The following is a 16,809-nucleotide window of genomic DNA, read 5'->3' as shown; positions in this document are numbered from 1 at the left end:
ACACTAGGGTGAATCGCGCGGAGACGACGTCTCGGCACTGTTGGCTCTGTCGGGTGGAGTTGGCGTTGCGTAGAGGGTTTGCTGATCGGCGCGTGCGGCGCCATCTGACGCTAGTTGCCGCCGCCCTTGCGGGCGCGATGACGCTCGCGCCGGCACATGTCTCGGCGGAAAACCTGCTCGATTTCCTCTTTGGCGGCTTGCAGAGGCAGCAGGCCCATCAGGGCCAGTCGCAACCCGGTTTGTTCGATCCGTTCGGCCTCAACCAGCAGCAGCCGCAGCAAGCCGCACCGGCGGCCCGCGTTGCCGGTTCCGGCCCTGCGTTTTGTGTCAGAAGCTGCGACGGCAAATATTTCCCGCTGACCTTGCGCGGCAGCGCGACGCCGGTTCAGCTCTGCCAGGCGTTCTGTCCAGCGACAGCCACCAAGGTTTTCTACGGCGGCAGCATCGACTACGCGACCTCGTCAACCGGCGAACGCTATGCCGACAGCGAGAACGCCTTCGCCTACCGCAAGTCGCTGCGCGCGGACTGCACCTGCAATGGCCGCGATCCCGCCGGCCTTGCGCCCGTTGACCTCACCCTCGATAGCTCGCTTCGCGCCGGCGACGTGGTCGCCACCACCGATGGCCTGGTTGCTTATACCGGCGTCCGGGTCGGCAACAACCAGAGCGCCGACTTCACGCCGGTCGCATCCTACCCCGGTCTCACCGCCGAACTCCGTGCCCGGCTCGGCGAGATGAAGGTCGCGCCGGTCGCGGCCGAGACGGTCGGCGAAGCGCCGCAGCCGGACACGAGCCATGACCCCGCGGCACCGGTCTCCGTCGTGCCGAAATCGGCCGCGCCGAAGGCGAAGCGGGCGGAGGTCAATTAGCGACTTAAGCTGTCATTCCCGGGCGATGCGAAGCATCGAACCCGGAATGACAGCGTGGATACTTAGCAAAGAAGGCAAACTTTACCGCCCGACAATCACCCCGATCACATTCGGCGCGGCGAGATATTTCTCCTCGATTGTCGCGCGCGCTGCGGCACGGTTTTCCGGCGTCAGCAATCCGCGCTTTTCGGCGAGGATCATCCAGCAATAGCCCCACCAGTCCGTCAGCATGCCCTGGTCCTCGACCAGGTCATAGCCCTGCTCGGCGGCGAAGATGCGCGCATGCGCTTCATCGAGTGAATCGAGCCAGGCGTGATCCGCAGGTGAGAACAAGTCGTCGCTGATGTCGTCGATGGTGTAGCCCCAGATCGACATGCAGACCGCGTTGAACTCGCGGTCGATCTGGTCGTCATCGACCCATTGGCGGCGGGACGCCTGATGCAGGCGCGACAGCGAGCGGGCAAAGTCGGCGATGCGGGTGAGCGCGAATTGATCGAAGGCAATAGTGGACATGTAGTCCTCGCGAGAACGGACAGGCCATAGATGTTGTGTCGGCGATGCCGCCGAATCAGAATGATATCAAATACTTGTAAAATGTTCTTAATTTGTTCTGATGCACGCACATCGTCGTCCCGGCGAAGGCCGGGACCCATAACCACCAGTGTTCGATTGTCGCGAAAGCGAGCCGATCCCATGGCTGCTGACACAATCTATTACGTTTACATTCTCGCCAGCCGCCGCCACGGGACGCTTTATATCGGCGTTTGCAACAACTTGGGCAATCGTCTCACGCAGCATCGCGCCGGACGGGGATCGGAGTTCGTCAAGAAATACGGCGTAACGCGCCTCGTCTACATGGAAACCTACGCTTCACCGCAGGAAACGATCGCGCGCGAAAAGCAGTTGAAGACTTGGCGGCGTGATTGGAAGATTCGGTTGATCGAAGAAAACAATCTCGAATGGGCTGATTTATCGCACCTAGTCTAAGTCCTGTGGTTATGGTCCCGACCTTCCCGGGACGACGAAGACAGTCTCACATCGCCGACAGCATCTTGTCGCCACAATAGTTCGCGTAAAAGCTGCCGCCGCATTGCCGCTTGATGGCGACGCAACGGACGGCTGGAGTTGCGTTTGGTGGCATGCTGAAGCCGCAGGTCAAGCCGTCGGCGCTGCGCCCGGGCCTGCCGGCGGCGAAAGCGGCACTGGTGACGGTGATGCAGACGATGAACAGCACAGCGGCTGCGATCTCGATCAGCAGTCTCATGGGTGTCCCTCTCGATGACGGTGGTTGTGCCGCCTAATATGTAACCATACCACCGAAGCCCGTCGCCTTGAGGTCGCAAAATCGGCCCGGTCCTTGCATAAAATCATACCAGCGCGGTGCACAACAACCGGCTGGGCGGTTCCGATTGAAGTGCAAGACGCGTATCATTCGTTGTCCGGAGCGTGATCCGAAAAGGTTATGCTCAAACAGAAAGATTAGATCATGATCCGATTTCGTCTCATCGGATCATGATCGAGTCCCCAAAGTTCAGGATTGCCGCGTTGCAAGAACAGTCTTTCTCAGGAAGCTATCCGGCGCTCAATCAGCCGATCGATGAATTGGCGCTGGCAGAGATCAAGGGCGCGATCCTCGCCAAGCTGAGGCTGGAGATCGGCAAGGACGCCAGCGTGGCGACCAAGCGCGATTGGTACAAGGCGGCGGCGCTTGCGCTGCGCGACCGCATCACCCATCGCTGGCTCACGGCGGAAAAAGAGAGCTACGACGCCGGCGCCAAGCGGGTCTATTATCTTTCGCTGGAATTTCTGATCGGCCGCCTGTTCACCGACGCGCTCAACAATATGGGCCTCTTGCCTGTGTTCGAGGGAGCACTCGGCGATCTCGGCGTCGGCCTCGACGAACTGCGCAGATGCGAGCCTGACGCAGCGCTCGGCAATGGCGGCCTTGGGCGGCTCGCCGCCTGCTTCATGGAGAGCATGGCGACGCTGTCGATCCCCGCCATCGGCTACGGCATCCGCTACGATTTCGGCCTGTTCCGCCAAATCATCAATCACGGCTGGCAGCAGGAATATCCGGATGAGTGGCTGGGCTTCGGCAATCCCTGGGAATTCCAGCGTCCGGAAGTCGTCTACAACATCCATTTCGGCGGCACCGTCGAGCATGTCGACGAAGGCGGCCGTGACCGCGCCATCTGGCACCCGGCGGAAACCGTGGAGGCGATGGCCTACGACACGCCGATCGTTGGCTGGCGCGGCCAGCGCGTCAACGCGCTGCGGCTGTGGTCGGCGCATGCGCCGGATCCATTGAAGCTCGACGTCTTCAACACCGGCGATTATGTCTCAGCCAGCGCCGAGCAGGCGCGCGCCGAGGCGATCTGCAAATTCCTTTATCCGAACGACGAAAGCGCCGCGGGGCGCGAACTGCGCCTGCGCCAGGAATACTTCTTCGTCTCGGCCTCGCTGCAGGACCTGGTGAAGCGGCACCTTTCGGCCGACGGCCAGCTCCGCAGCCTTGCGATGAAAGCGGCCGTGCAGCTCAACGACACCCATCCGAGCCTCGCCGTCACCGAGCTGATGCGGATCCTGGTCGACCTGCACCATTTCCGCTGGGACGAGGCGTGGAAGATCACTGTCGCGACGCTGTCCTACACCAACCACACGCTGCTGCCGGAGGCGCTGGAGACCTGGCCGGTCGAGCTGTTCGAGCGGCTATTGCCGCGGCATCTCGAGATCATCTATCGCATCAACGTGCAGCATCTGGCGCTCGCCGAAGAGCGCTGCCCAGGCGACATCGAATTCCGCGCCTCGGTGTCGCTGATCGACGAGAAATCGGGCCGCCGAGTGCGGATGGGACAGCTCGCCTTTGTCGGCTCGCACCGCATCAACGGCGTCTCGGCGATGCATTCCGATCTGATGAAGGAGACCGTGTTCCACGATCTCCACCATCTCTATCCCACGCGCATCACGAACAAGACCAACGGCATCACGTTCCGCCGCTGGCTGATGCTGGCCAATCCGAGACTCACGGGCCTGATCCGCGACGTCTGCGGCGAAGCCGTGCTCGACGATTTCTCGCTGTTCGAGCGGCTCGAGTCCCACGCCAGCGACAACGCGTTCCAGCAACAGTTCCGCGAGGTCAAGCGCCACAACAAGGTGCTGCTGGCGCGGCTGATGGCCGAGCGCAACCACATCAAGGTCGACCCATCGGCGCTGTTCGATGTGCAGATCAAGCGCATCCATGAATACAAGCGGCAACTCCTGAACATCCTGGAAGCGGTCGCGCTGTACCAGGCGATCAAGGATGAGCCGCAGCGCGACTGGGTGCCGCGCGTAAAAATCTTCGCCGGCAAGGCGGCGGCGAGCTACCGCTACGCCAAGCTGATCATCAAGCTGATCAACGACGTCGCCGAAGTCGTCAACAACGATCCCGCGATCGATGGCCGGCTGAAGATCGCCTTCCTCGCCGACTACAATGTCAGCCTGGCCGAGGTGATCATCCCGGCCGCCGACCTGTCCGAGCAGATCTCGACCGCCGGCATGGAAGCCTCCGGCACCGGCAACATGAAGCTCGCGCTCAACGGCGCGCTGACCATCGGCACGCTCGACGGTGCCAATATCGAGATTCGCGACCATGTCGGCGCCGAGAATATCGCGATCTTCGGCATGGAAGCCGGCGACGTCATGGTCCGCCGCAAGCAAGGGCTCGATGCCAGCGACCTGATCGGCAGCTCGCCGCGGCTGGCGCGTGCGATCACCGCAATCGAGAGCGGCGCGTTCTCGCCCGGCGATCCCGCCCGCTTCGCCTCGATCGGCCATGCGCTGCGCTATCTCGACCATTACATGGTCAGCGCCGACTTCGATTCCTACTACGACACCCAGCGCGCCATCGATGCGCGCTGGCAGGTGGTGCCGGCGTGGACCCGGGCCTCGATCCTCAACGTGGCGCGGATGCCGTGGTTCTCCTCCGACCGCACCATCCGCGAATACGCCGAAGAGATCTGGAACGTGCCCGTGAAGCCGCCGACGCCGCGCCTGCTGAAGGAGCAGGCGCAGTGGGGAGCCAAGCGCTAATCCCACGCGGCGGAAATCGATTACCTCCGACATCATTGAATTCTGCCGAGCAGTCGCGATACTGCGTCCTCGTCATTGCGAGGAGCGTAAGCGACGAAGCAATCCATGCCTCCACAAGCGGCGAAATGGATTGCTTCGCTTCGCTCGCAATGACGGAGTAATTTCGCAACACCGGAACAATTTCATGCTCACCAAGACCCCGCATTTGTTCGACGATGCCACCGCGGTTACTGCCGGCGACAGCCGCTGGCAGGGCAGGACCAGCGACGACTACTGGGCATTTGTCGGCCCGTTCGGCGGGGCGACCGCTGCAACCATCCTGCGGGCACTGATCGACCATCCGCAACGTGCCGGCGATCCGCTTGCGCTCACCGTCAATTATTGCGCGCCGGTTGCGCAAGGCGCCTTTGATCTCGATGTCCGTCTGGTGAAGGCCAATCGTTCGAGCCAGCACTGGTCCGTGGAGATGACGCAGGGCGGCGGCGAGGTCGCGACGCTCGCAACCGCCGTGTTCGCCGAACGCCGCCCGTCATGGTCGCACCAGCAGGTGAAGTTTCCGGACGCAACACCGTTCGAACAGACCCTGCCCTATCCCAAGACCGCGGCAGCGTGGGTCAAGCAATATGACTTCCGCTTCGTCGAAGGCGAGCCGAAATTCGGCACGCCATCGAGCGCGGCGCCCGACACCTATTCCAAGCTCTGGATCGGTGACCGCGCGCCGCGCAAGATCGATGCGCTCTCGCTGATCGCGATGTCGGACGCATTCTTTGGCCGCGTCTTCCACGCCAAGCGGGAACTGGTGCCGTTCGGTACGGTGTCGCTGACGACCTATTTCCACATCGACGCCGCCGATCTTGCCGCCGAGAACATCACCCGCGTGCTGGCGGCTGCCGATGCCAAGATCTTCCACAAGAGCTATGGCGACCAGAACGGCGAACTGTGGTCACCCTCCGGCCGCCTGCTCGCAACCACGACGCAGATCGCCTATTTCAAGGCGTGATCGGGAAAGCGTAGGGTGGGCACGCTTCGCTTTGCCCACCCCACCATTTGAGAGAGCGCCGCCGCATGCCCGAAGCTGACAATTCAAAGCCATCGCACATCGCGCTCCTCGGAGTGCCCATCGAGATCGGCGCCGCGCAGGCCGGCACGCTGATGGGTCCAGCGGCACTGCGCACCGCCGGGATCGCGCGCGTGCTGGAGCAATTGGAGCTTCGCGTCGACGACCACGGTGATCTCTCAATCCCCGCGGTGGTCTCGGACGGGCCGGTGCCGGCGAATACGAAATTCTATGATGAGGTGAAAACCTGGATTCGCCTGACATCCGAGCGCGCCTACTGGCTGGCGCAATCCGGCGCGGTGCCGATTTTCATGGGCGGCGATCATTCGCTCTCGATGGGATCGATCAATGGGGTTGCGCGCTTCTGGCAGGAGAAGGGCCGGCCGCTGTTCGCACTGTGGGTCGACGCGCATGCCGACTACAACACGCCCGACACGACGATCACCGGCAACATGCACGGCATGTCGGCCGCTTTCCTCTGCGGCGAGCCCGGGCTCGACAACCTGCTCGGCGGCCTGCCGCGCGCCTCGATTACACCTGATCAGCTCGACCTGATCGGCACCCGCTCTGTCGACCCGCTGGAGCGCAAGCTATTGCGCGAGCGGAGCGTCGCCATAGCCGACATGCGTGCCATCGACGAATTCGGCGTCGCCGTGCTGATCCGCCGCGTGATCGATCGCGTCAAGGCGAGGAACGGCGTGCTGCATGTCTCGTTCGACGTCGACTTCCTCGATCCTTCGGTTGCGCCCGGCGTCGGCACCACGGTGCCGGGCGGCGCGACCTACCGCGAAGCGCACCTGATCATGGAGCTGTTGCACGATTCCGGACTGGTGCGCTCGGTCGACATCGTCGAGCTCAACCCCTTCCTCGACGAGCGCGGCCGTACCGCACGGGTCGTGGTCGAACTGATCGGCAGCCTGTTCGGCCTGCAGATCACCGACCGCCCGACACCGACCAATGCGGTGCTGCCGGATTGACATGGCGAATAGCGAATAGGCTGTACCGCAGACATGTTCCGGAGTAGAAAAGGGCGACCGCGGGGTCGCCCTTTTCATTCGCGGAAATATGCGAGGCTATTCGGCCGCGAGCTTCACGTCCGGCGCGGCGGCGCGGACTTCGGCGTCGACCTTGCTCTCGAACTTGGCGAAGTTCTTCTGGAACATACCGACCAATGCGCGGGCGGTCTTGTCGAACTCGGCCTTGTCCTTCCAGGTGTTCACGGGATTGAGGATCTCGCTCGGCACGCCGGGCAGCGCGGTCGGCACCGCAAAGCCGAAATATTCGTCGGTGCGGAATTCGACATTGCGCAAGCTGCCATCGAGCGCCGCGGTGAGCAGCGCGCGCGTGACCTTGATCGGCATGCGCGAGCCGACGCCATACTTGCCGCCGGTCCAGCCGGTGTTGACCAGCCAGCAATCGACATTGTGCTGAGCGATCAGGTCGCGCAGCATGTTGCCATAGACGGAAGGATCGAGCGGCAGGAACGGCGAGCCGAAGCAGGTGGAGAATTCCGGCTGCGGCTCGGAGCCGAGGCCGCGCTCGGTGCCGGCGACCTTCGCGGTGTAGCCGGACAGGAAGTGATACATCGCCTGCGCCGGCGAAAGCTTCGCGATCGGCGGCAGCACGCCGAAGGCATCGGCCGCCAGCATCACCACATTCTTCGGATGCGGCGCGCGGCCACTGCGCGAGGCGTTGGGAATGAAGTCGAGCGGATAGGCGGAACGGGTGTTCTCGGTCTTGGAGCCATCGTCGAAGTCGACGACGCGGGTATCCTCGTCAAGCACGCAGTTCTCGAGCACGGCGCCAAAACGTGTGCTCGCAGCATAGATCTGAGGCTCGGCTTCCTGCGAGAGCTTGATGCACTTGGCGTAGCACCCGCCTTCGAAATTGAAGATGCCGTTCGGGCCCCAGCCGTGCTCGTCGTCGCCGATCAGCGTGCGGTTGGGATCGGCCGACAGCGTCGTCTTGCCGGTGCCGGAGAGGCCGAAGAAAATCGCGCTGTCGCCCTTCGACCCGACATTGGCCGAGCAGTGCATCGGCATCACGTCGCGCGCGGGCAGATAATAGTTGAGCGTGGTGAAGACCGACTTCTTCATCTCGCCGGCATAATAAGACCCGCCGATCAGGACGATCTTGCGGGCGAAATCGATCGCGACGACATTCTCCGAGCGCACGCCGTGACGTTTGGGATCGGCGCGGAAGCTCGGCATGTCGATGATGGTGAGTTCGGGCACGAAGCTCGAAAGCTCGATCGCCTCGGGGCGGATCAGCAGCGTGCGGATGAACAGCGAATGCCAAGCGAGCTCGGTGAACACGCGCGTCTTGATCCGATAGGTCGGATCGGCGCCGCCATAGAGATCCTGCGCGAACAGTGCCTTGCCTTCGGCGTGCTTGAGGAAATCCTGATAGAGCGCTTCGAACTGCTCTGATGTGATCGACTGGTTGCCCGCCCACCACATGCTCTTGTCGGTGGTCGCGTCGCGAACTGTGAACTTGTCCTTCGGGCTGCGGCCGGTGAATTCGCCGGTGTCCGCGCAAAGCGCACCATCGGCTGAGAGCACGGCCTCGCCTGCCGCAAGCGAATATTGATAGAGCTGCGGCGCGTGGAGATTCCAATGCACGCGTTTGAGATTTTTTAAGCCGAATTTGTCGGCGCCAAAGGCACCGTTGTACACGCCCGTGTTTTGCACGAAGAACCTCCTCGAACCCGCGTTTCCCATTGCGCGAATGTCGCTAAACGCGCTCAGTCGCGGTGACCTTTCCAACAACAAATATAGCCCGAAGGCCCCCGTCCAGCGACCTCATAATGGGGCAATCCGAGCTTGCCAAGCTAGTCCCCGAATTTTGGTTTATTCCAAGGCATCCCTTCCACGTGGTTCAAGCACTTGCTGCAGCGCAAGGCGGCTTTTCTGCCCGTGGATCGCGCGACGATCCCGCGATCAATGCCGGGGCCGACGTCTTTGCGATGCACAATTGGTGCCATCGGACGCGCGGCGTCGTTCTCAATCAACGCACAGACTACCCGATATGCAGTTTGGGCGATGAGACATCGGCTTTGTCGCCGGCAATGCCGTTGCACTTGGATTGCACGATCCAATCGGCAATGAGAGTTGATTGCACAGCCTCGCTCGACGTCAACAAGCCACCATCGAATTCGACGGCCGTTAAGAATGCGCAGCGCGCGTAAACGTTCCGCACCGTCGCGCATAAGACGCATGATGCGAAGCGCGTTGACGGCCGCATTCTCCCCAATATGCATACGATATGCGACACTGCGCCGTTCGCACCTATCCCGTTGCGCGCGCCTCACTGGCGAGTCGAACCAACATCTTGCGCAGCTCCGCAGCGTTGCGCACGCGCTCTGGAAATTCCAGCCGCAGCGTCCGTTTGCCCGCCTGCATGTCCATGCCCTCAGGGTCGCAGCCAATGCAGCGCCAATCGGCGCTTTCGGCTCCGAGCAGCCGGGTCGCATAAAGGTCCATGGCGTCGCGGTGAGCCTCGTTCATGTGCTCGACGGCCTCCGCTTCAGCCTCCAGCCACCCGTCCGTCCCAGCCAGATCGGTCAGGAACTGTTCTGGCCTCAGATCGACGATCCGGCCGAAGCCGGCGACGAGGTGGATGGCGGAGGGGATGATCCGGAAGAAGGAGAAATCCTTAAATTCCACAAAGGCTTCCGCGGACGGATGGGCGGCGAGGTAGCGGCGGCGCAGGAGGCTCGCGGCGTCGCCTTCCGCCTGTTCCGCCCGGCCGGCCAGCATGATCCGGGACCCTTCCAGCGGGTCGCCTTCGGCCCGCTCATCCAGCATCAGCGACACCCTGACGTCGGCGAGCAGGTTCCTGGTATGGACCGCCAGACGGGAGAGCAGCAGTATCGGGGAACCGTCGGGGTGGCTGGCGACATTGACCAGGGAACAATAGGGATCGCCGGTTCCCGGCATCAGCGTCGCCAAAGCCCCTTGCCGGCTCCTCCGGAGCAGGGAACGGGCCAGCCTGGCGGGGTCAAAATCAGCGGTCGGTTGCATCGAAATTACCTAGTAATTGCCTGGCCATGTGGTTGCACTTCGGGGCTTTTTTCGGGTAAACGGGCTCTAGACGGGTCGGACGCGTTCGCGGGGGGCGAGGCGTTTGGCGGAACTCGGTCACACTTCAGCCCACCTTGCGTTGCTCGCTGACCGAGTCCGAAGCCCAATTATGCGGCGCATCACCGGAATGCTCGCCGTTTCAGCCAACTGGAAAACTGAAAGCAGGCTCATGCCCACAATCGCCCTGGTCGACGACGACCGCAACATTCTCACCTCTGTCTCGATAGCGTTGGAAGCCGAAGGCTACCGCATCATGACATACACGGATGGTGCGTCGGCGCTCGACGGCTTCCGCACCTCGCCACCGGATCTGGCGATCCTCGATATCAAGATGCCGCGCATGGACGGCATGGAAACGCTGCGGCGGCTCAGACAAAAATCCGATCTGCCGGTGATCTTCCTGACCTCCAAGGATGAAGAGATCGACGAATTGTTCGGCCTCAAAATGGGCGCCGACGATTTCATCCGCAAGCCGTTCTCGCAGCGCCTTTTGGTCGAGCGCGTGAAAGCCGTGCTCCGCCGCGGCCAGCCCAAGGATCCGACCGCAGCCCCGAAGGAGCCGGATACGCGCGCGCTCGATCGCGGCCTGCTCAGGATGGATCCGGAGCGCCACACCTGCACCTGGAAGAACGAGCCGGTGACGCTGACGGTCACCGAATTCTTGATCCTTCAGGCACTGGCGACGCGGCCCGGCGTGGTGAAGAGCCGCAATGCGCTGATGGACGCCGCCTATGACGACCAGGTCTATGTCGACGATCGCACCATCGACAGCCACATCAAGCGGCTGCGCAAGAAGTTCAAGGTGGTCGACGAGGATTTCGAGATGATCGAAACCTTGTACGGCGTGGGGTATCGCTTCAAGGAAGCCTGATCCGCGGCGAAAGCTCCGCTTTGTTAACTGACACGGTCCGCACCTATGGGGTAGGGTGCGGGCCCAATAGCGTGCATGGTAACACCCCTCGTCAACGAACCGGCAGTTCTGCCTGTGCTTGATCGAACGCAGCCCGACCCGGCCCAAACCGTCGAGGACGCCCAGGCGCTCCTCGAGCAGGAGCAGTTTGCCGACAAGGCGACGACGAAGCGTTGGCGGCCGCTGGACTGGCTGAGCCGCGCCGGACAGTTCTTCTTCGCGCTGTCCTTCTCGAGCCTGACCCGCCGCATCGTCTCGCTGAATCTCGCGGGCCTGGTCGCCCTCGTCGCCAGCATCCTGTACCTGTCGCAATTCCGCGCCGGCCTGATCGATGCGCGCGCCCAGAGCCTTCTGGTGCAGGCTGAGATCATCGCCGGCGCCATCGCGGCTTCCGCTACCGTCGAGACCAACACCATCACCATCGATCCGGAGCGGCTGCTCGACCTCAAGCCCGGCGAAAGCTACGGCGTGCCGGACGAATATTCCGACTTCCCGATCAATCCCGAACGCGTCGCGCCAGTGCTGCGGCGGCTGATCTCGCCGACCAAGACGCGGGCCCGCATCTTCGATCGCGAGGGCGGATTGATCCTCGACAGCCGCAGCCTTTACGGCAAGGGCGACGTGTTCAGGATCGAGCTGCCGCCGCCGAATGCGGAGAAGCCGGGATTCGCCGAGCGAACCACGATCGCGATCCGCACCTGGCTGAACCGCGGCGATCTGCCGCTCTATCGCGAGCTCGGCCCGGAGAACGGCACCGGCTACCAGGAGGTCGCGCAATCCCTGAACGGTCAGAAGAGCAGCATGGTGCGCGTCAACGATCGCGGCGAGGTGATCGTCTCGGTCGCCGTCCCCGTGCAGCGCTTCCGCGCCGTGCATGGCGCCTTGATGCTCTCCACCCAGGGCGACGACATCGACCAGATGGTGACCGCCGAGCGGCTCGCGATCCTCAAGGTCGGCGGCGTTGCCGCGGCCGTGATGATCGTGCTGTCGCTCCTGCTTGCGAGCACCATTGCCGGCCCGGTGCGGCGGCTTGCCGACGGCGCTGAAAGCGTCCGCCGCCGCATCCAGACTCGCGTCCAGATTCCCGATTTCAGCCGCCGCCGCGACGAGATCGGCCATCTCTCCGGCGCGCTGCGCGACATGACCAACGCGCTCTACAGCCGGATCGAGGCGATCGAGATGTTCGCCGCCGACGTCGCTCACGAGCTGAAGAACCCGCTGACGTCGCTGCGTTCGGCGGTGGAGACGCTGCCCTTGGCGCGCACCGAAAGCAGCCGCGGCCGCCTGCTCGCCGTGATCGAGCACGACGTCAAGCGGCTCGACCGGCTGATCTCCGACATCTCGGATGCGAGCCGGCTCGATGCCGAGCTGCAGCGCCAGGACATGGCGCCGGTCGATCTGCGCCGCCTGCTGACGACGCTGACCTCGGTCGCCAACGAGACCAAGCTCGGCCACGACGTCGCGGTCGAAGCCCGCTTCGAGGGCCGCGGGCCGACGGACTCCTTCGCGGTGCCCGGCCACGATTCGCGGCTCGGACAGGTGATCTCCAACCTGCTCTCCAACGCACAGTCGTTCTCGCAACCGGGCGACAAGGTGCGCATCGTCTGCCGCCGCGTGCGCTCGGAGATCGAAATCGTGGTCGACGACGACGGCCCCGGCATCGGCGAGGACGCGCTGGAGCGCATCTTCGAGCGCTTCTACACCGACCGTCCGCACCAGGGCTTCGGCCAGAATTCCGGACTGGGGCTGTCGATCTCCAAGCAGATCATCGAGGCGCATAACGGACGCATCTGGGCCGAGAACCGATCCGGTCCCGCCGATGCCGACGGCAAGCCGACGGTCGCTGGCGCGCGCTTCGTGGTCAGGCTGCCGGCGCCATGAGCGCCAGCGTGCATGCATCCGCGGTGCTGGTGGGAGAACGCGCGGTGCTGATCCGCGGCCCGTCCGGCTCCGGCAAGTCGCGCCTCGCCTTCGATCTGATCCTCGCCGGCCGTTCTGGACAGCTCCCGCCGGCCGTTCTGGTGGGCGATGACCGTGTCCATCTCGACACAGCCGGCAAAGAATTGCTGGTCCGGCCAGCCCTCGAATTGGCCGGGCTGGTCGAGATTCGCGGGCTCGGCATCCGCCGCCTTGAGTACATACATGAGGCGATCGTGGGGCTGGTGGTCGATCTCGCCGCCGGCGATGCCGAGCGCCTGCCGCCGCCGGAAGCGCTGCAGACCGAGATAAATGGTGTTTTTTTACCGCGAATCCCCGTCGGTGAGGGCATTTCACCCCTGCTACTGGTTGTCGCAGCGTTGACGACAACTGAAAGTTCATGTTCCCGTAATCTAGCGGATGATTGCTTGGGGCGGATTGGTAACCATATCAGCCGCAATATGGCCACTGAATAGACCGGTGCAGACCCGTATTTCTCCGCCCCCAAATTCCGGGAGATTGCCAAGATGCCCTCTTGCGCGGGGCCTCTGGATGGTCAAAGTGGCGCGTTCGTGCGGTGCACCAAGAAGCACCCGCGAGGAGTTTCCGATGATTGGTCTAGTGCTTGTGACCCACGGGCGCCTTGCCGACGAGTTCAAGGCAGCGCTCGAACACGTAATGGGCCCACAGAAACAAATTGAAGCAATTACGATCGGAGCCGAAGACGACGCCGATCTATGTCGCAGCGACATCATCGAGGCGGTCAACCGCGTCGATAGTGGCGACGGCGTTGCGATTCTGACCGACATGTTCGGCGGCACGCCGTCGAACCTCGCGATCTCCTGCATGAGCCGGCCCAAGGTCGAAGTGCTCGCAGGCATCAATCTTCCGATGCTGGTGAAGCTCGCGAAGGTGCGCGAAGAGCGGTCGCTGCCGGACGCGATCGCGATGGCCCAGGAAGCGGGCCGCAAATACGTCACCATCGCCAGCCGCGTCCTTGCCGGCAAATGAGCGCCGAGGGCTCGGGCGAAAACGAAGTCGGCCCGACGGTTCCTGCGGGCGCGATCTCCCGTGAACTTCTGATCGTCAACAAGCGCGGCCTGCACGCGCGCGCTTCCGCCAAGTTCGTGCAGATGGTCGAGCGCTTCGAGGCCGAGGTCTGGGTGACGCGCGGCAGCGAGACCGTCGGCGGCACCTCGATCATGGGCCTGATGATGCTCGCCGCCGGCCCCGGCACCTCAGTCATCGTCTCCGCCACCGGCCCCGAAGCCGAAGCCGCTCTCGACGCGATTGCCGAACTCGTCGCCAGCAAGTTCAACGAAGAAGGCATTTGAGGGCCGGCTCCATGCCTGCTCATTGCGGGCCATTGCTCTCTCCCCCGTCATTGCGAGCGTAGCGAAGCAATCCACCTCGCTGCTTGCGGAGGCATGGATTGCTTCGTCGCTTGCGCTCCTCGCAATGACGGGCGGAGCGTTTCCGATTCAATTGTCAAACAGCCCTTCCGCCGTCATGCCCGGGCTTGTCCCGGGCATCCACGTCCTTTGCCTCCGTGCACGAGGAGAGAACGTGGATGGCCGGGTCAAGCCCGGCCATGACGGAGGAGAGGATTGCGCAATGTGTCCTCCCGTCATTCCGGGGCGATGCGGAGCATCGAGCCCGGATCCATCCAACCCCAGAGCATGCGGCGAAATGGATTCCGAGTTCTCGCTTCGCGAGCCCCGGAATGACGGCGGCGGTGTTTGGGGTGAGCGAATAGCACCCATTGGACAGCGCAGGTGCGAGTGCCTACATCGATAGCTCTGTGTCCGCCCTTGGAGTTCTCGCGATGACCATCGACGACAGGCCTACGATCGCTGCGCCCGATGACGATCCCTATCTTTGGCTGGAGGAGATCGAGGGCGCGCGGGCGCTGGAATTCGTGGAGGGGCAGAGCCGGCTCACGCTGGAAAAATTTGCCGGCGCGTCATTTGCCGCCGATCGCGACACACTTGCCGCGATCTTCGACCGGCCGGACAACATTCCCTATGTCACCAGGCGCGGCGGGCTGCTCTACAATCTCTGGAAGGATGCGCAGAATCCGCGCGGCCTGTGGCGGCGCACGACGCTCGACGAATTCCGTAAATCAGATCCCGACTGGGAAATTCTGCTCGACGTCGACCAGCTTGCCGCCGACGAAGGCGAGGATTGGCTCTTGAGCTGGACGTCGATGCGGCCGGGAAATGATCGGCGCGCGATGCTCAGCCTGTCGCGCGGCGGCAGCGATGCGGTGACGCTGCGCGAGTTCGACATGGAGGCGAAGCGCTTCGTCGCCGACGGCTTCGTGCTGCCCGAGGCCAAGGGCGGCGTCGATTGGGTCGACGACGATACGCTGCTGCTGTCGAGCGCCTATGGCGAGGGCATGGCGACCCATTCGGGCTATGCGCGGACCGTCAGGCTGTGGCGCCGCGGCGAGGTCGTGGAGCGCGCGCCTGTCGTGTTCGACGTGCCGGCGGATCATATGAGCGCATCTGCTCAGGTCGATGACTCCGGACCGGTGCCACGGGTGTGGTTCGTCGATCGGCTCGATTTCTTCAACTTGAGCGCCTGGCTCGGCGACGAGAGGGCTGCGAAGACCAAGCTCGATCTGCCCACCAGCATCTGGCTGCTCGCCGATCAGGACTGGTTCGTCGTCAAGCTGCGCGAGCCGTGGACGGTCGGCGGCAAGACCTATGCGCCCGATACGGTGCTCGGCGTGTCGTTGTCGGCCTTCCTCGTGGGCAGCCGCGATTTCACCGTCGTGTTCCAGCCGGAGCCGCGGCGAGCGCTGCAAGGCTTCTTCTGGACCGCGGGCCGGCTGGTGCTATCGATCCTCGATGAACTGCGGCCGCTGTTCGAGATCTGCATGCCATCGGCCGCCGGCTGGACGCGCGCGCGGCTCGAAGGGCTGCCCGGGATCGGCGTCGTCGATGTCTGGCGCCTCGACAGCCATGTTTCCGAAAGCAGGGGCGACCTGTTCGCCAATGTGCAGGACCCGCTGACGCCATCTTCGCTGATGCTGATGGAGAAGGTCGGGGCGCCCACGGTGCTGAAGCAGGCACCGAGGACGTTCAGCGCGGATGGACTCGTGGTGACCCAGCACGAGGCGATCTCCGTCGATGGCGAACGCATCCCCTATGTGCAGACCGGCCCGGCGACGGAGACCGGCGATGCGCCGGTCCATCTGACCGCCTATGGCGGCTTTGGTCTGGCGATGAAGCCATATTACAACCCGGCGCTCGGCAAGCTGTGGCTGGAGCGCGGCGGCACCATCGTGGAGGCCAATATCCGCGGCGGCGGCGAGTTCGGCACAAGCTGGCACGACGCCGGCCGCTACGCAGGCAAGCGATTGGCGCATGACGACTTTGCCGCCGTCGCCGCCGATCTGGTGAAGCGCGGCGTCACGCGGCCCGGGCGGATCGCGGCCGAGGGCGGATCGAACGGCGGCATCCTGATCACCAACATGCTGGTGCGCTACCCCGAACGCTTCGGCGCGCTGTTCTGCACCATCCCGCTGATCGACATGCGCCGCTACACCAAGCTGCTCGCCGGCGCGAGCTGGATCGCCGAATATGGCGATCCCGACAAACCTGAAGAATGGGCGTGGCTGCAGACCTACTCCGCCTATCACATGGCGACGCCCGGCCAAAAATATCCACCGATCCTGATCGCGACCACGCGCCGCGACGACCGCGTGCATCCCGGCCACGCCCGCAAGATGACCGCCAAGCTGCAGGCAATGGGATATGAAGCCCATCTCTACGAGCCCGCGGCAGGCGGCCACGGCTATGGCAAGGACAACAAGGAACGCGCCGCCTTCATGGCGCTGGGGCTTGGGTTCCTGAGGGAGAAGATCGGGTGGGTGGATGGTGAGGCGTGATCATTCTC

Annotated in this window: 15 protein-coding genes; 11 read left to right on the top strand and 4 right to left on the bottom strand. The window is 63.5% G+C overall.

The window, feature by feature from the left end; all coding sequences use genetic code 11:
• The first annotated feature begins 65 nt into the window (after positions 1 to 65).
• Positions 66 to 869, top strand: a complete 804-nt coding sequence (locus tag AC5ZG1_RS29540; protein WP_496134871.1) for a DUF2865 domain-containing protein — start codon at positions 66 to 68, stop codon at positions 867 to 869.
• An 81-nt stretch (positions 870 to 950) separates the two neighbouring features.
• Here AC5ZG1_RS29540 and AC5ZG1_RS29535 read toward each other — a convergent pair whose 3' ends face one another.
• Positions 951 to 1,382 carry a hypothetical protein gene (locus tag AC5ZG1_RS29535; RefSeq protein WP_028168034.1) on the bottom strand — a complete coding sequence of 144 codons (432 nt, stop codon included), beginning with the start codon at positions 1,380 to 1,382 and terminating at the stop codon, positions 951 to 953.
• A gap of 195 nt (positions 1,383 to 1,577) precedes the next feature.
• On the opposite strand from AC5ZG1_RS29535, the gene AC5ZG1_RS29530 reads away from it, so the two are divergent.
• Positions 1,578 to 1,856 carry a GIY-YIG nuclease family protein gene (locus AC5ZG1_RS29530; protein ID WP_496134881.1) on the top strand — a complete coding sequence of 93 codons (279 nt, stop codon included), beginning with the start codon at positions 1,578 to 1,580 and terminating at the stop codon, positions 1,854 to 1,856.
• Positions 1,857 to 1,902: 46 nt separating this feature from the next.
• Here the strand turns inward: AC5ZG1_RS29530 and AC5ZG1_RS29525 are convergent, their stop codons facing one another.
• Positions 1,903 to 2,133, bottom strand: a complete 231-nt coding sequence (locus AC5ZG1_RS29525; RefSeq protein WP_496134870.1) for a hypothetical protein — start codon at positions 2,131 to 2,133, stop codon at positions 1,903 to 1,905.
• A 281-nt stretch (positions 2,134 to 2,414) separates the two neighbouring features.
• Here AC5ZG1_RS29525 and AC5ZG1_RS29520 point away from each other — a divergent pair, with 281 nt between their 5' ends.
• From AC5ZG1_RS29520 to rocF, 3 genes are all read left to right on the top strand, one after another.
• Positions 2,415 to 4,940 carry a glycogen/starch/alpha-glucan phosphorylase gene (locus AC5ZG1_RS29520; RefSeq protein WP_496134869.1) on the top strand — a complete coding sequence of 842 codons (2,526 nt, stop codon included), beginning with the start codon at positions 2,415 to 2,417 and terminating at the stop codon, positions 4,938 to 4,940.
• A 184-nt stretch (positions 4,941 to 5,124) separates the two neighbouring features.
• Complete coding sequence (locus AC5ZG1_RS29515; RefSeq protein ID WP_496134868.1) at positions 5,125 to 5,940, top strand: acyl-CoA thioesterase; 816 nt, start codon at positions 5,125 to 5,127, stop codon at positions 5,938 to 5,940.
• A gap of 65 nt (positions 5,941 to 6,005) precedes the next feature.
• Positions 6,006 to 6,974: an arginase gene (rocF, locus tag AC5ZG1_RS29510; RefSeq protein WP_456641339.1), complete on the top strand. Its 969-nt coding sequence runs from the start codon at positions 6,006 to 6,008 to the stop codon at positions 6,972 to 6,974.
• 96 nt (positions 6,975 to 7,070) lie between these two features.
• Here the strand turns inward: rocF and AC5ZG1_RS29505 are convergent, their stop codons facing one another.
• Together AC5ZG1_RS29505 and AC5ZG1_RS29500 are read right to left on the bottom strand one after the other, a co-directional pair.
• Positions 7,071 to 8,687 (bottom strand): phosphoenolpyruvate carboxykinase, encoded by a 1,617-nt coding sequence (locus AC5ZG1_RS29505; protein WP_028168028.1) that lies wholly within the window; start codon positions 8,685 to 8,687, stop codon positions 7,071 to 7,073.
• A 597-nt stretch (positions 8,688 to 9,284) separates the two neighbouring features.
• Entirely contained in the window at positions 9,285 to 10,019 is a 735-nt protein-coding gene (locus AC5ZG1_RS29500; protein WP_496134867.1) for a HugZ family pyridoxamine 5'-phosphate oxidase, read from the bottom strand.
• 229 nt (positions 10,020 to 10,248) lie between these two features.
• Here AC5ZG1_RS29500 and AC5ZG1_RS29495 point away from each other — a divergent pair, with 229 nt between their 5' ends.
• The 6 genes from AC5ZG1_RS29495 (at position 10,249) to AC5ZG1_RS29470 (ending at position 16,801) form a co-directional block, all read left to right on the top strand.
• Positions 10,249 to 10,950: a response regulator transcription factor gene (locus AC5ZG1_RS29495; RefSeq protein ID WP_027579989.1), complete on the top strand. Its 702-nt coding sequence runs from the start codon at positions 10,249 to 10,251 to the stop codon at positions 10,948 to 10,950.
• Positions 10,951 to 11,064: 114 nt separating this feature from the next.
• Positions 11,065 to 12,870, top strand: coding sequence for a sensor histidine kinase (locus AC5ZG1_RS29490; protein WP_165435432.1), 1,806 nt, complete (start codon positions 11,065 to 11,067; stop codon positions 12,868 to 12,870).
• Positions 12,867 to 13,382, top strand: coding sequence for an HPr kinase/phosphorylase (locus AC5ZG1_RS29485; protein ID WP_496134866.1), 516 nt, complete (start codon positions 12,867 to 12,869; stop codon positions 13,380 to 13,382). The genes AC5ZG1_RS29490 and AC5ZG1_RS29485 overlap by 4 nt, the downstream gene beginning before the upstream one ends.
• 133 nt (positions 13,383 to 13,515) lie before the next feature.
• Complete coding sequence (locus AC5ZG1_RS29480; protein WP_027579987.1) at positions 13,516 to 13,917, top strand: PTS sugar transporter subunit IIA; 402 nt, start codon at positions 13,516 to 13,518, stop codon at positions 13,915 to 13,917.
• Complete coding sequence (locus AC5ZG1_RS29475) at positions 13,914 to 14,240, top strand: HPr family phosphocarrier protein (protein WP_028168023.1); 327 nt, start codon at positions 13,914 to 13,916, stop codon at positions 14,238 to 14,240. Before AC5ZG1_RS29480 ends, AC5ZG1_RS29475 begins: the two co-directional genes overlap by 4 nt.
• A gap of 491 nt (positions 14,241 to 14,731) precedes the next feature.
• On the top strand, positions 14,732 to 16,801 hold the full coding sequence (locus AC5ZG1_RS29470) for a prolyl oligopeptidase family serine peptidase (RefSeq protein WP_496134865.1): 2,070 nt from the start codon (positions 14,732 to 14,734) through the stop codon (positions 16,799 to 16,801).
• The last annotated feature ends 8 nt before the right edge of the window (positions 16,802 to 16,809 follow it).

The sequence above is a fragment of the Bradyrhizobium sp. Leo78 genome, assembly GCF_059512425.1.
The sequence above is the reverse complement of the archived record's forward strand: the minus strand, read 5'-3'. Positions and strand labels throughout refer to the sequence as shown.